A 15,286-nucleotide genomic window follows, 5' to 3' on the forward strand; every position below is an offset into this window, starting at 1 on the left:
AAAAACATGCGGGAAGTTGTGGCAATATTTTTTTCATTCTCTATATTTGTCTAATTATAAAAAAACATGCAGTTTAAACACCCCGAACTTCTTTACGCCTTATTTTTACTGCTTATCCCTATTATTGTTCATTTATTTCAATTACGGAAATTTGAAAAAGTAAACTTTACCAACGTTGCCTTTTTAAAAGAAGCCAAACTTCAAGCCCGGAAAAGTTCTCAGATAAAAAAATGGCTTATTCTCTTTACAAGATTATTACTTTTAGCCTGTATTGTATTGGCTTTTGCACAACCTTTTACAACAAAAACAAATGCTTTTAAATCTAAAAAGGAAACCGTGATTTATTTAGACAATTCCTTTAGTATGCAAGCCAAAGGTAGTCAAGGCCAACTTTTAAAACGTGCCGTACAAGATATTATAGAGCATGTTCCCGAAGATGAAAACATAACCTTTTTAACCAATAATTCGGTTTTTAAGAATACAACGATTAAAACTATAAAAAACGAACTACTGCAACTGGATTATGCCGCTACACCACTTACAACACAAGCTGCATTTTTAAAGAGTAATACTTTTTTTAGTAAAGAAAAAAGTAGTTTAAAAAACTTAATTTATATATCAGATTTTCAGGAAAGCAACAATAGATTTTCAATTGAAAAGGATTCTTTAAAAACAAATTATTTTGTTCAACTAAAACCTGTAAATACTGAAAACGTAGCGATTGATAGTGCTTTTATTTCTGAAAAAACAGCATCCGAAATTCAATTAACCGTGCTTTTAAAGAACAACGGAAAACTTATTGAAAATCTACCAGTTTCTCTTTTTAATAACGATACCTTAATTGCAAAAACATCGGTTAGTATTGAGAAAGCAGCGAATACTACATTCACCTTACCAACAAACAAAATAGTAAACGGTAAAATAACTATAGACGATGCGAGTTTACAGTTTGATAACAGCTTGTTTTTTAATATTAATAATACATCTAAAGTTAATGTTTTAACCATAAATGAAGCGGATGACAATTTTTTAAAACGTATTTACACCGCTGATGAATTTAATTATACAGCTTCGGAATTAAAACAATTAAACTATAATATTTTAGAGGCTCAGAATCTTATTGTTTTAAATGAAATAAATACAATCCCGAGTGCGTTAATTACCGCTTTAAAACAATTCGCAAGTCAAGGTGGTGCATTGGTTATTATTCCTTCTAACAGCATTACAATAACATCTTATAACGATTTGTTGCAAAACTTTCAATCTACTTTTAAAGATTTTAATAAAACCGAAAAACGCATCACGACTATAAATTATGCGCATCCGTTATTTAATAATGGTGTGTTTGAAAAAAAGGTGAGCAATTTTCAATACCCTAAAGTAAACGGGCTTTATAATATTAATGCAGCCAACTCGTCTTCTATTCTTAAATATGAAGATAACAGCCCATTTCTATTTCAAAATAAAAACACGTTTGTGTTTACGTCTGCTTTAAATAGTGATAATTCAAACTTTAAAAATTCGCCCTTAATTGTTCCAACACTTTATAATATTGGAAAGTTTAGTTTTAAAATTCCCGAATTGTATTACACCATCGGGAAAAACAATAGTTTTGAAGTAAACACGCAATTGCAACAAGATGCTGTTTTAACTCTATCTAACACAACTGTAAACATGATTCCCGAACAGCAACTTTTTAATAATAAAGTGCTTATAAAAACTTCGGAAACGCCTAATACTGCGAGTATTTATCAAGTGAAAAACAAAACAGAAATTATTAAAAACGTGAGTTATAATTATGATAGAACGGAAAGTAATTTACTTTACACCAATTTATCGAACACAGAAAACATCAATCTCAACAACTCTGTTGCTCAAGTTTTTGACACCATAAAAAGTGATGCAAAAATTAATGCGCTATGGAAATGGTTTATTATTTTTGCACTAGCGTTTTTACTTACTGAAATGTGCATATTAAAATATTTTAAATGAACATACTTATAAAATCGGCCACGATAATAGATTCTAAAAGCGAGTTTCATAACAGTACTCAAGATATATTAATTGAAAATGGCGTGATTACTTCCATTGCGAAGTCTATTAAAAACCCAAACAAATATCAAGAAATTCAACTTGATAATTTACATATTTCTCAAGGGTGGTTTGATAGTAGCGTCTGTTTTGGAGAACCTGGTTATGAAGAACGTGACACAATAGCAAACGGTTTAAAAACTGCTGCAGCTTCTGGTTTTACAGCCGTAGCAATGAACGCGAATAGTAATCCCGTTATCGACTCGAACTCTAATATTACCTTTGTAAACGCCAAAGCTCAAAACCATGCCGTAAGCTTATTACCTATTGGTGCTTTAACCGTTGGAAGTAAAGGTGAAGATTTAGCCGAATTATTTGATATGACATCTGCCGGAGCAGTTGCTTTTTATGATTATAAAAAACCGATTTCTAATCCCAACTTAATGAAAATTGCGCTGCAATACGCAAGTAATTTTAACGGATTAGTCTGCGCCTTTCCTCAGGAAAATAAAATTGCTGGCCGTGGTGTAATGAATGAAAACGTAACAAGTACAACTCTTGGTTTAAAAGGTATTCCCGCTATTGCGGAAGAATTACAAATAACTCGTGATATATTTCTATTAGAATATACAGGCGGAAAGTTACATATCCCAACTATATCAACAGCTAAATCTGTAGATTTAATTCGTGAAGCGAAAAAGAAAAAATTAGATATTACTTGTAGTGTAGCCATCCATAATTTATACTTTACAGATGCCGCATTAAACGATTTTAACACACATTTTAAAGTATTACCTCCATTACGTATACAAAGTGATGTGGACGCTTTAATTGAAGGTGTAAAAGACGGTACAATAGATATGGTTACCAGCGACCATAACCCTATAGATATTGAGCATAAAAAAATTGAATTCGACCATGCCAAATATGGCACTATTGGTTTAGAGTCTGCTTTTGGCGCGCTTCAATCCTTATTCACCATAAAAAAATCTATTGATATTTTAACCAAAGGAAAATCTAGATTTGGTTTAGAAAACACACCTCTAAACATTGGAAACAAAGCAAATTTATCGTTATTTAATCCTGATACTAAATACACGTTTTCTAAAAACGACATCATATCAAAATCTAAAAATGCCATTTTTGAAGGCGAATCTTTAAAAGGCAAAGCATATGGTATTATTTCTAACAATAAAATTTCTATAAACTCATAATTTAAATGACAACACAAGATATTGAAACCGGCCGTAAAAACGCCATAATTAGCTACCTAACCTTAATTGGAGTTATTATTGCTTATTATTTAAACAATGAAAACAAGAGTGCTTTTGCTAGTTTCCATATCCGCCAATCTTTAGGGTTATGGCTTACTTTTTTTGCATTAGGACGCATAGCGGGAAGTTTTGATAGCTGGTATATAAGCTCTGGTTTTTATTTGTTTTTTGCGGTTTTATTCATTTTTGGTTTTTCTAATGCTATTGGTAAAAAAGCAGAACCAGTTCCTCTTGTTGGTAATTTATATCAAAAACTCTTTGCTAAGCTTGGGATGTAAATAATACGATTATATTAAAATTTCCTAAAAAAATACAAACCTCAAAATATCAAGTTATTTCTTGATGTATTAAATTCTCTTTATAATGAATACGTCTCTTTCTTTAAAACATATTATCCGTAAATCATCGTTAACCGAAAATGCGCCGTTATTAATTTTACTACATGGTTATGGTAGTGATGAAAACGATTTATTTTCGTTCGCGGGTGAATTACCTGAAGAACTTTTTATCATTTCAGTAAGAGCACCATACCCAATGCAACCTTCTGGAAATGCTTGGTACGCTATTAATTTTGATGCTGAAAAAGGAAAATGGAGCGATAATGAACAAGCTATCTTATCCCGTGATTTAATTGCTAAATTTATTGATGAAGCTATTGAAACGTATCCTGTAAATAAAAATAACGTATCGCTTTTAGGTTTTAGTCAAGGTTCTATTTTAAGTTATGCTGTGGCACTTACTTATCCAGAAAAAATTAAAAACATCGTTGCTTTAAGCGGTTATATTAATCCAGATATTTTCCCGAAACCTATTCAAAAAGAAGATTATGCGCATTTAGATTTTTACTGTTCTCATGGTAGCGTAGATCAAGTTATACCTGTAGATTGGGCAAGACAAAACGCACCTTATTTGAGTAAATTAAACATAAAGCATAAATATTCGGAATTCCCTGTTGGGCACGGTGTTGCTCCGCAAAACTTCTTTGAATTAAAAGAATGGTTAACTGCTCGTATCTAAAATTAGGTTATAATAAAATTAATTAACAACTAAACTCTTCATTATGGAGAGTTTTTTTTGTTTTAAAATCGACAACTTAATCGTTAATTTTTAACCATATCGATAAATTAAGATGAAAAAATTTAAGCCATTTGTAAAAAGGCTTTTTATCTCTATTTTTGAAAGAAAAAGCAACTTTTTAGATGAAACTTTTACTCGATAAAATGTACATTTGTACATAATATTTTCATAAAAACATACTTTAATTAAGTAATTTAACCCCTATAGTATAATTATTATGAAACTTAAATCCCCCTTATTTAAAAGCTTACTATTTACAATTTTACTAGTCTGTATTGCCTTAACGTCTTGTGAAGACGATGATACATCTGACGATTGTTTTAAACCCTCCTTCACTACAGAACATACTTCTGGAACCACTTATGTGTTTTCTCCAGAATTTGAAATATTAAATGGAACCGAAATTAAAGAAGGCTATATCTTAAAGTTTTTTGTTGACGGAGAATATAAATATCAAGCCTTAGGAGCTGCATGGGATGAAGGCGAGTTTAGAACTACTTTAGAGCCTGGTAGTCACGAAATTTGTTTTGAATTAACCACAAACGATTGTAGCGAAACGAGAAACAGTTGTGAAACCATTGAAGTTGGAGATTGCTTTAATCCAGATTTTACCATTTCGTTATTTTCTGAAGGTTATTACCAAATAAAACCCGATTTTGAATTATTAAATGGTACAAGTATTAAAGAAGGTTATATCTTAAAATATTACTTAGACAACGAATACAAAGCTACAGCTTGGGGTGAAGCTTGGGATCAAGGAAACTTTTTTGTATAACTAAAGCCCGGAACTTACGAGGTGTGTTATGGACTAATTACCGATGCTTGCCCAGAAGAACAGTTTAGTTGCCAAACTGTAACTGTTCCTGCCTTATAATTCATAAAATAAAAGATTCTGAATACTAAATTTTGTTAGAGCTTAAACAACATAAAAACACCCTCACTAAATTCAAATTTTAGTGAGGGTATTTTCTTTTAAACTTCTTATAAAACCTAATCACAATAACCATTGGGAATCAATTTCCGAAGTAAAACAGAAAACATAAAAAAACCTGTCGAATTTTATAAAAACTGACAGGTTTTAAATATGTTAATTAGGCTGAAATTTTAATTATTCACAACCAATCTGAATCCTTCACCATGTATGTTAAGTATTTCTACTTTCGGATCTAATTTTAAATACTTACGAAGCTTTGCTATGTAAACATCCATACTCCTAGACGTAAAATAATTATCGTCTCTCCATATTTTAGTCAGTGCTAATTCACGAGGCATTAAATCATTTTCATGTAATGCTAATAAACGTAACAATTCGTTTTCTTTTGGTGATAATTTTACAGGATCTGTACCATTATGACTTAAAAAACGAAGTTTAGAGTTTAAATCGAAGCCTCCTATTTTAAATTCAAATTGCTTACTATCAGAAACTGTTTCAGTAGCTTTTCTTTGAATAATAGCCTTAATTTTCATTAATAACACCTCACTATCAAACGGTTTGTTTAAATAGTCGTCTGCTCCTACTTTATAACCTTTAAGAACATCTTCCTTCATGGTTTTAGCAGTTAAGAAAACAATAGGCACATCCGTATTTTTTTCACGTATTTCTTTAGCTAATGTAAAACCATCTTTATAAGGCATCATAACATCTAAAATACACAAATCGAAATCGTCCTTTTTGAATTTTTCAAAACCTTCCATACCATTTTTAGCATGGGTTACGTCATAATCATTCATCATTAAATAATCCTTAAGTACAGTTCCAAAATTTGGATCATCTTCTACTAATAAAATTCTCTTTTTATGCTCTTCCATAATTTACGATATTAACGGAAGCCTTACGGTAAAGGTACTTCCTTTGTCTTTTTCACTTTCTACTGTTATATGACCTTGGTGATCATCTACTATTCGTTTCACGTATGCTAAACCCAGTCCATGGCCTTTAACATTGTGTATATTTCCAGTATGTTCTCTATAAAACTTTTCGAACACACGTTTCACGGCAGCTTTACTCATTCCGCTACCTTGATCTTTAATTTTTAATAAAATGCTGGTTCCAACATTTTCTGTATACACATCTATCTTTGGTGCTTCTGGTGAATATTTTATAGCATTATCCAAAATATTAACTACCACATTTGTAAAATGTGTTTCATTTGCTAAAATACATGTGCTTTCGGCATCAAGATGTGTATGTATATAACCTTCTCTATCTTCAACAATAAGCTGAACATGCGTAATAGCATCTTCAATTAATTCGTGAAAATCAACACGTTCTTTACTTATATTAAGCTCGTTTTTCTCAAGCTTAGAAATACGTAATACATTTTCAACCTGAGCATGCATACGTTTATTTTCTTCTTTAATCATGTTTAGATAACGGATTACCTTATCACGATCCCCAATAATTTTTGGGTTTTTAATAGAGTCTAAAGCCAAATTTATTGTTGCTATTGGCGTTTTAAACTCATGCGTCATGTTATTTATAAAATCGGTTTTAATTTCCGAAATTTTACGCTGTTTCATTAACTGATAAAGTGCGCCTGAATAAGCCATAATTATAATTAACGTAAACACAATAGATAACAAAATCATACCTATTATAGTCGATAAAATAAACTTACCATCTTCCGGAAAATTAACTAATAATTTATACGGACTGCCTGTATTCATATTAGAAAAAATGGGAACAGAAAAAGTCGATTTCTTATCATATTCAAACGAATCACTTTGTATTTTTGTTGCCAAATCATTACTATAAATAGCAAATTCAAATTTGATATTTATAGAATCTTCTTTAAGCTTTCTAGTCAACATATCTTCAATAGTTTCTCGTGAAACTCTTTGATGTATTGGTCGTCTTTGTGCAATATCCTTATAAAGATCTTCAAATAAAATTTTATCGGTTGTAGACATTTTCTCCAAAACCAACAACTTATCATTAGAACTTAAATCAAAATCCGATCCTTTATTGCTATACACTCTCGTTTGGCGTTCATTATAAATGCGTTTTACATTTATAGTATCCAACCCCATGTCAAAAAGCGGTGAGCTCAACTTATAATTTTCCTCTAAAATACCACTGCTATAAACTACAATTTCTTTAGAGTCTGAGTCCTCTTGAATTATATTTAAATTACGAATAGCCGCCGTATCTACAGCAACACCTTGTAAAACTAAATTCTGAAGTTTATATACATACTCCGATTCTTCCTTTGTTTCAATTGTATTCGAAACATAATAAAGTGCCGTTTTAACGCTACTTCTAAAACGCTCCTTTTCGTTCTTAACAGAATTGTTAATATAGTAAGCCTGAATTGAAATTATACCAATTAAGGATAAGCTCATTAACAATATTAAAACAAAAATTATGCGTTTACTCATTAGTCAAAATTAACATTTTAACATTTACTAAAACAGCTTTTAACCTTACATTAACAAAAATGTTAAAATTCTATGATTTCTGTATTTTCTTAAGGATTTGTGCATGCACAGAAGATACCTGATTTTTAGTTTTTTCCAAGTCTACATTTTCAATTACAAAATGTGAAAGTTTCACTTTTTCTGCATCACTCCATTGATTCTTCATGATTGCAATAATTTTTTCTTCGGAAGTATTATCGCGAACCAAAACACGCTTTATTTTAGCATCTTTTGGTGCTGTTACAGCAATTACGTAATCGCAAAGTTTATCACCACCATTTTCAAACAAAATAGCCACTTCCTTTATTACATAAGGCGTATTTTGCTTTTTCGCCCATTTCTCGAAGTGCCTAGCCACTCTAGGATGTATAATAGCATTCATTTGTTTCAGCATATTTTTATCAGTAAAAATAATACTGGCAATAAATGGTTTATTCAAATTATTATCAACATAGGCTTGCTCGCCAAATAATTGGATAAGTTTTCGTTTAATGATTTTAGACTTACGCATTAGCTTTTTGGCTTCATCATCGGCTATATAAACCGGAACGCCTAATGTCAAAAACATTTTCGCCACCGTTGTTTTACCGCTACCAATACCGCCTGTAAGTCCTACTACAATCATTTTGTTATAATAAATTCTATAAGTTGTTGATTAATTTTTGCGTTTTTAACCTGTGCTGGAATCTTTACCAATTCTGGAGTTAAGGTCGATGCTTTTGCTACTTTACTGTAATCGCAAACCACTTTAAAATCCTTTACCGTAACACTATTAAAATTCTTTAAACTCACGTAATAAGATACGTTAATTTCTTTTGGAAAATATTTGATTTTCAAAGAATCGGGGCTATTAATAATTTGAACAGGAACTTTCAATTTCCCTTCAGTAAACTTTTCAACTTTTGCCTTTAAAATAGATGTTTTAGTTGAAAATTTTAAATCAGCCAAATTCGGAAGATTTAATTCTAATTTTTTAGTAATATCAGTTTTAACATCAATTAAATTTACAGGTTTTGTTTCTATAAAATCCAATTTTGAAACTAAAACATTTGGTCCAATTATAGTAATTGAATCTGGTTGTAACTTATAATCTCCAGAAACATCGTAACCTAACGAAAAACTTACTTCCGATTTCAACCTAACAGGTACTTTTTTAACCATATTAACACCATACTTAAAGTAAAGCGTATCTGGAGAGATGTTTAATAATTCCACCTGACTTTCAAATTGCGTATTTGCCAAATATTTAATCGATTTATGCCAAACATAAGCGGAGTCTTTTCTGTAAACATCTTTAGAAAAATCAATTTTAACCTTAGGCGTGCTCATGTAATAATTCAACCATTTAAAACCATGCGTTTTTAAGGTTATAGCCAAAACATTAGTGCTATCGTTTAAGATAACATGCTCTTGTGGCACGTTTTCCATCTCTATATTAAACACCAAAGTATTAGTATATTCTTTAGATAATTTATTAAAAATTAAGATAATAAAAGCCGACACCAAAAAGAGCAGAAAAATATTAATTTTTTTACTTTTTATGGAAGACAATAAATGGGACTTTAATTTTTTTATCATTTCGATTTAAAAAATAATTTAGGAAAATGATTCTCAGGATCTTTATTTAATACTGAAACTGCTATTGTCGATTTTAAAAACCCATAGCCATATCCAAAAAACTGAATAATTATTGCAGGGATTGCCAAAATAGAAACTATAATATTTTTTGTTGAAAATAATGCTAAAATAAACGCTATTCCGAAGTAAAACAAATAAGCATTAAGTGGAAAATTTATATTAACGAAGTTCAACAAAATAGAACCTAAAAATCCTAAACAAAATAAGGTAGGAAACCAATAGGTTATTTTTTTAGTTGAAGGATGCCAGCTATTTAAAATAGGCCGTACCATACCAAATTTATTTACTTGCTTATAAAAATTACTCCAAGAAATTCGGCGTTTATGATACACGAAAGCTTCGGGAATTAAAGTAGTTTTAAAACCCAAATCCCATAAACGAATAGATAAATCGGGATCTTCCCCAGGATGTATACGTCCAAAACCTTGCGAAGCTAAAAAGGCTGCTTTAGAAAGCCCCATATTAAAACTCCTTGGCTGAAAAGCATCTACACTATTTTTATTTCCACGAATTCCTCCTGTTGTTATAAATGAAGTCATCGAAAAATTAATCGCTTTTTGCAAATTAGTAAACGATTCGTGAGCCGCATCTGGCCCGCCAAAACAATCTACATAGTTTGCATCCAATCCTTTTTCAACTTCCGATAAATACTGCTCTGGTAAAATACAATCGGAATCTAAAATAATAAAATAATTACCTTTAGCCTTTTGCATGCCATAATTTCGAGAATCTCCAGGTCCTGAATTTTCTTTAAAGTAGTATGAAATATCTAACTTATTTTGAAACTCCTCTACAATAGTTTTTGATAATAAAGTAGATCCATCTTCAACAATAACTATTTCAAAATCTGTATCCGTTTTTAAGCCCACAAAACTCTCCAAAAGTTCTTGGGTTTCGTCTGGACGGTTATAAACCGGAATTATGAATGAAAACTCTAATTGCATAACACAAAAGTAACAAAAAAGCCACCCTTTTACAGGTGGCTTTTCATAATATAAAAAATATATTTTCTATTTTTCTTGAGCGTCTACAAAAGCACTCATTACCTCGTCACTAACACCCATGTTGCTAAAACCACCATCATGAAATAAGTTTTGAAGCGTTACACGTTTAGTTAAATCACTAAACATAGATATTGTATAGTTTGCACAATCTAACGCCGTAGCATTACCAAGTGGCGACATTTTATCTGCATAAGCAATAAAACCATCAAAACCTTTTACTCCGCTACCTGCAGTAGTTGGTGTTGGCGATTGAGAAATAGTGTTTACACGTACGTTTTTATCTCTTCCAAAGAAATATCCAAAACTACGAGCTACACTTTCTAAATATGCCTTATTATCAGCCATATCATTATAATCAGGAAATACACGTTGTGCAGCCATATAAGTTAAAGCAACAATTGATCCCCACTCATTCATAGCATCTGCTTTGTAAAGCGTTTGCATTACTTTATGAAAAGACATTGCAGAAACATCTGTTCCTTTTTGTGTCCAAGCATAATTCTGGTCGGTATAATGCTTCCCTTTACGTACGTTAATAGACATTCCGATAGAGTGTAAAACAAAATCAATTTTACCTCCAAGAATTTCCATAGATTTCTCTACTAAATTCTGTAAATCTTCTTCCGAAGTAGCATCAGCTGGAATAATTTGAGAACCTGTTTTTTCTGCCAATTCACTAATTTGTCCCATTCTCATGGCAACTGGTGCATTTGTTAAAACAAAAGTTCCGCCTTCTTCATGAACACGTTCTGCTGTTTTCCAAGCAATTGAATTCTCATCTAATGCTCCAAAAATAATTCCTCTTTTTCCTTTTAGTAAATTGTACATATTAATTGGTTTATTTCCCTTATTTAACAAAATCTTAATTCAGATTTTCCTCATTGCTATTCCTTTTTTAGAAATATAATACGGGAAGTATTTTTTAGGTTATTGATTAATTTAACGGCGCAAAAATACTAAACTTTAAACTTTAAAACTTAAAACCTTAAGTTTTTTTAATTCAGTAGCTCCTTAGCGTGTGCTATAGCTGATGATGACATCTCTATTCCACCCAACATTTGTGCAATTTCCACAATACGCTCGTCGTGGTTTAACTTCACTAAATTGGTCCTAGTAACATCGTCCACATCCTCTTTATACACTTTAAAATGCGAATGTCCTTTAGCTGCGACCTGCGGTAAATGGGTTATAGAAAATACTTGCATAGTTTTACTCATATCCTGCATAATATCGCCCATTTTGTTTGAAATCTCACCAGAAACACCAGTGTCAATCTCATCGAACATAATAGTTGGTAATTGAATATAGTTTGATAAAACCGATTTTATAGCTAGCATAATTCGTGATAGCTCACCACCCGATGCTGCTTTTTTAAGTTCATTGAATTGCCCTCCTTTATTTGCAGAAAACAGGAATATTAACTCATCTTGTCCATTTGCAAAAAAGGCCTCTTTAAGATGAACTTCAATTTTAAACTGCGCATTAGGCATACCTAAACTTGCTAAAATAGTTTCTAACTCTTGTTTTAACTGAGGAATTACAGCAATACGTGTTTTATGAATTTCTTTAGAAACTTTATTTATCTGCTTCGTTTTAGAAGAAATTTCATTTTCTTTTTTCTGAATATTTTCATCTAAACTCTCGGTAGCCGAAACTTTTTCTTCTAGTGTATTTTTAATTTGAATAAGCTCTGCTACATCTTCAGCAACATGCTTTTGCATTAAATTATGAATAGTTTTAAGTTTTGCATCTACCACTTCTAATCGTGCAGGATCGGCATCTAGTTCTTCTTGCAAAGCATCTACTTCACTAAAAACATCGTCCATTTCAATGAGACTACTATTAACACGATTAAACAAATCCTCATATTTTGAAGATAATCCAGAAAGCTTTTGAAATACATTTTTTAAGTTCGTTAAACTCCCTAAAACACCTACTTCTTCTTCTGTTAATAATTGATGTGCCTCCGATAATTTTTCTTGAATACCCTCTATATTATTAAGGGTTTCGTATTCTCCTTCTAGTGATTCCACCTCACCATCAACTAAATTAGCTTCAACTAACTCATTCAATAAAAAGGAATTGTAATCATGTTCTTTTATAGCTTCCGCCTGAAAAATTAAAAGTTCTTTTAACTCCTTCTGAAGTTTTTTATATCCTTTTAATCCTAATTTATATTCTTGTAAAACGGAATCGTTATTAGCTAAAGCATCGATAATTTGAAACTGAAAACCATTATCAGTCAACTGCATGGTTTGATGCTGAGAATGAATATCGATTAAACGTTCTCCCAAAACTTGTAAACCTTTTAAATTTACAGGAGAATCGTTTACAAAAGCTCGTGATTTCCCCGAAGGTAATATTTCACGACGAATAATAGTCTGCTCCTCATAATCAAAGTCTTCAGCTTCAAAAAGTCCTTTCAGATTATAATTCGACACACTGAAAACAGCCTCAATAACACACTTTTTCGTAGCTTCTTTCAAACTACTTAAATCGGCACGTTTTCCTAGAATTAAGGATAAACCACCAAGAAGTATAGATTTTCCTGCTCCAGTTTCACCTGTGATTATAGAAAACCCATCGTTAAAATTAACCTGTAAATAATCGATTAATGCGTAATTTTTTATAGAAAGCGATGTTAGCATTTTTTGTAGTCTTTAATTTTAGACTTTAATGTTTAGTTATTAGTATCAAGATCAAGGCGTTATTCTAAAACTTAATGTTATTCCATTTAGTACTATGCATAGGAGCAATACGCTGTAATGTTTCTTTTAAGCTTGCGATATTTACATTTGGACCATCGCTAAAAATTTGTTCTAACTCGTCCGCTTTTGCATCAAAAAAAGTTCGTAATAAAAAAGAATTCGGTCTACGGCTATTCATTTCTTTAAAAGTAGAAAGAGCCGATACTATTTCTTCTTTTCCTTGCTTTGCGTTTTCAGACATTATATCCATACCATTTCTGTGGTACGAATAAATTACAGATCGAAATTCTTTAAATGTTGGCGATAAAATGTTATCAATAAGAACGAAACGGCTTTGTAAACCATCTTCTAATTTCCAACCAATGGAGTTACTTTGCTGAGAATAATTTGTAATAATTTGAGCTTGTTTAAAATGTGGATCGCCACCTTTTTCGGCAAACGAATCGGCATCTAAACCGAGTACCATATATACATGAAATGCTAAAACAGAGACTAAATTAGATTCGTATTGTGAAGGATTATATATTAAATTCTGAAACTCTAAATATCTAAAATTAAAATCTTTATCGTTAAAATTATAAATAGGTGAACTGTATGAAGATCCATAAACAGGACGAGAAGATTGCACTTGCAACGTTGCTTTAAACGATTCGCCACTGTACTCAACAACATTAATAAACATACTACAATCTATACGCTCTTGAGTTGCAAACTTTTGGTTAGTCCATGTGGTTTTGTTTACAAATTCGGTAAGTTGTTTTTCTAAAGTTTTAAAAATAGGAAAATTTTCGTTTCCTGTTTGTTGCGCATTAACAATCACTTTACAATTTAATTCTTGCGAAATACCTGTAAAACTTATTAATACTAATAAAACAACTAATATATTACGCATATATATTTTCAATAATTTTATTTAATAAATCCGACGCTACATCAGTTTTAGATTTCAGACTGTTTTCTGTAATATTTCCAGCTTCATCAATAAAAGTAACTTTATTGGTATCACTTTTAAATCCAGCACCTTTATCGTTTAACGAATTTAAAACAATTAAATTTAAATTCTTTCTTTTTAATTTTCCTTTTGCATTTTCGAGCTCGTTATCGGTTTCTAAAGCAAAACCAACTAAATATTGATTTGTTTTAACCTCGCCTAACGATGCTAAAATATCTTTAGTACGCCCTAACTCTAAAGTTAACGTATCTGACTTCTTTTTTATTTTCTTATTAGAAACTTCTTTTGGTGTAAAATCTGCAACAGCGGCAGAAAGTATGGCTATATCAACATTTTCAAAATGCTCATGAACCGCCTGATACATATCGGCAGCGCTTACAACAGGTACTACATTAATTAAACTATGATTTACTTTTTGATGTGTTGGACCAGTTATTAAAACTACTTCAGCTCCAAGATTTGCAGATGCTTTAGCTATTTCAAAACCCATTTTTCCACTAGAATGATTTCCAATAAAACGAACAGGATCAATAGCTTCATACGTTGGACCTGCTGTGATAAGCACCTTTTTTCCGCGTAAAAGCAATTTCCCTAAAATATCCTGCTCAATGAATGTAACAATATCTTCAGGTTCTGCCATACGTCCCTCTCCTATTAATCCGCTTGCTAACTCTCCACTTCCAGCCGGAATCATAATATTTCCAAATTCCTGAAGCTTCTCAAAAGATTCCATTGAAGATGGATGCTTATACATATCTAAATCCATAGCTGGCGCAAAATAAACGGGACATTTAGCAGATAAATAAGTTGCCAGTAATAAATTATCACTCGTACCGCCCATCATTTTAGATAAAGTGTTTGCTGTAGCTGGAGCAACAACAAAAACATCTGCCCATAGCCCTAAATCAACATGACTGTTCCAAATAGCATTATCATCATCTTCATTTGTAAATGTTGAATATACCGGGTTTTTAGAAAGAGTAGATAAGGTTAAAGGTGTTATAAAATTTTTAGCCGCTGGCGTCATCACAACTTTTACATCCGATCCGGATTTAACAAATAGCCTAACTAACTCGGCCGTTTTATAAGCAGCAATACCACCTGTAATACCTAATAGTACATTTTTACCTTTTAGAATACTCATAAAAAATGTGTGTGTTTTTTTTATATTTACCTAATAACCTA

14 protein-coding genes are annotated in these 15,286 nt (G+C 31.4%); 5 read left to right on the forward strand and 9 right to left on the reverse strand.

What is annotated here, in order from left to right; genetic code table 11:
• Positions 1 to 66: 66 nt before the first annotated feature.
• The 5 genes from M4I23_RS08635 (at position 67) to M4I23_RS08655 (ending at position 5,157) form a co-directional block, all read left to right on the forward strand.
• On the forward strand, positions 67 to 1,992 hold the full coding sequence (locus M4I23_RS08635; protein ID WP_249754124.1) for a BatA domain-containing protein: 1,926 nt from the start codon (positions 67 to 69) through the stop codon (positions 1,990 to 1,992).
• Positions 1,989 to 3,245: a dihydroorotase family protein gene (locus M4I23_RS08640; RefSeq protein ID WP_158851463.1), complete on the forward strand. Its 1,257-nt coding sequence runs from the start codon at positions 1,989 to 1,991 to the stop codon at positions 3,243 to 3,245. The genes M4I23_RS08635 and M4I23_RS08640 overlap by 4 nt, the downstream gene beginning before the upstream one ends.
• A gap of 5 nt (positions 3,246 to 3,250) precedes the next feature.
• Positions 3,251 to 3,583, forward strand: coding sequence for a hypothetical protein (locus tag M4I23_RS08645; protein WP_158851465.1), 333 nt, complete (start codon positions 3,251 to 3,253; stop codon positions 3,581 to 3,583).
• Positions 3,584 to 3,668: 85 nt separating this feature from the next.
• Entirely contained in the window at positions 3,669 to 4,322 is a 654-nt protein-coding gene (locus M4I23_RS08650) for an alpha/beta hydrolase (protein ID WP_249754125.1), read from the forward strand.
• Positions 4,323 to 4,599: 277 nt separating this feature from the next.
• The gene (locus M4I23_RS08655; protein WP_249754126.1) at positions 4,600 to 5,157 is read left to right on the forward strand and encodes a hypothetical protein; all 558 of its coding nucleotides are present in this window, start codon (positions 4,600 to 4,602) and stop codon (positions 5,155 to 5,157) included.
• A gap of 329 nt (positions 5,158 to 5,486) precedes the next feature.
• On the opposite strand, the gene M4I23_RS08660 is transcribed toward M4I23_RS08655, so the two are convergent.
• The 9 genes from M4I23_RS08660 to coaBC form a co-directional block, all read right to left on the reverse strand.
• Positions 5,487 to 6,191, reverse strand: coding sequence for a response regulator transcription factor (locus M4I23_RS08660; RefSeq protein ID WP_249754127.1), 705 nt, complete (start codon positions 6,189 to 6,191; stop codon positions 5,487 to 5,489).
• Positions 6,192 to 6,194: 3 nt separating this feature from the next.
• Positions 6,195 to 7,760 carry a sensor histidine kinase KdpD gene (locus M4I23_RS08665; protein WP_249754128.1) on the reverse strand — a complete coding sequence of 522 codons (1,566 nt, stop codon included), beginning with the start codon at positions 7,758 to 7,760 and terminating at the stop codon, positions 6,195 to 6,197.
• Positions 7,761 to 7,830: 70 nt separating this feature from the next.
• Positions 7,831 to 8,424, reverse strand: a complete 594-nt coding sequence (gene coaE / locus M4I23_RS08670; RefSeq protein ID WP_158851475.1) for a dephospho-CoA kinase — start codon at positions 8,422 to 8,424, stop codon at positions 7,831 to 7,833.
• Complete coding sequence (locus M4I23_RS08675) at positions 8,421 to 9,377, reverse strand: CdaR family protein (protein WP_249754129.1); 957 nt, start codon at positions 9,375 to 9,377, stop codon at positions 8,421 to 8,423. Before M4I23_RS08675 ends, coaE begins: the two co-directional genes overlap by 4 nt.
• On the reverse strand, positions 9,374 to 10,381 hold the full coding sequence (locus tag M4I23_RS08680) for a glycosyltransferase family 2 protein (RefSeq protein WP_249754130.1): 1,008 nt from the start codon (positions 10,379 to 10,381) through the stop codon (positions 9,374 to 9,376). The genes M4I23_RS08675 and M4I23_RS08680 overlap by 4 nt, the downstream gene beginning before the upstream one ends.
• A 66-nt stretch (positions 10,382 to 10,447) precedes the next feature.
• Positions 10,448 to 11,269 carry an enoyl-ACP reductase gene (locus tag M4I23_RS08685; RefSeq protein WP_158851479.1) on the reverse strand — a complete coding sequence of 274 codons (822 nt, stop codon included), beginning with the start codon at positions 11,267 to 11,269 and terminating at the stop codon, positions 10,448 to 10,450.
• Positions 11,270 to 11,436: 167 nt separating this feature from the next.
• Positions 11,437 to 13,089, reverse strand: a complete 1,653-nt coding sequence (gene recN, locus M4I23_RS08690; RefSeq protein WP_249754131.1) for a DNA repair protein RecN — start codon at positions 13,087 to 13,089, stop codon at positions 11,437 to 11,439.
• 64 nt (positions 13,090 to 13,153) lie between these two features.
• On the reverse strand, positions 13,154 to 14,041 hold the full coding sequence (locus M4I23_RS08695; RefSeq protein WP_249754132.1) for a DUF4835 family protein: 888 nt from the start codon (positions 14,039 to 14,041) through the stop codon (positions 13,154 to 13,156).
• On the reverse strand, positions 14,034 to 15,245 hold the full coding sequence (gene coaBC, locus M4I23_RS08700; protein WP_158851485.1) for a bifunctional phosphopantothenoylcysteine decarboxylase/phosphopantothenate--cysteine ligase CoaBC: 1,212 nt from the start codon (positions 15,243 to 15,245) through the stop codon (positions 14,034 to 14,036). Before coaBC ends, M4I23_RS08695 begins: the two co-directional genes overlap by 8 nt.
• Positions 15,246 to 15,286: the final 41 nt, after the last annotated feature.

This window comes from Algibacter sp. L4_22 (assembly GCF_023473045.1).
Lineage (GTDB): Bacteria > Bacteroidota > Bacteroidia > Flavobacteriales > Flavobacteriaceae > Algibacter.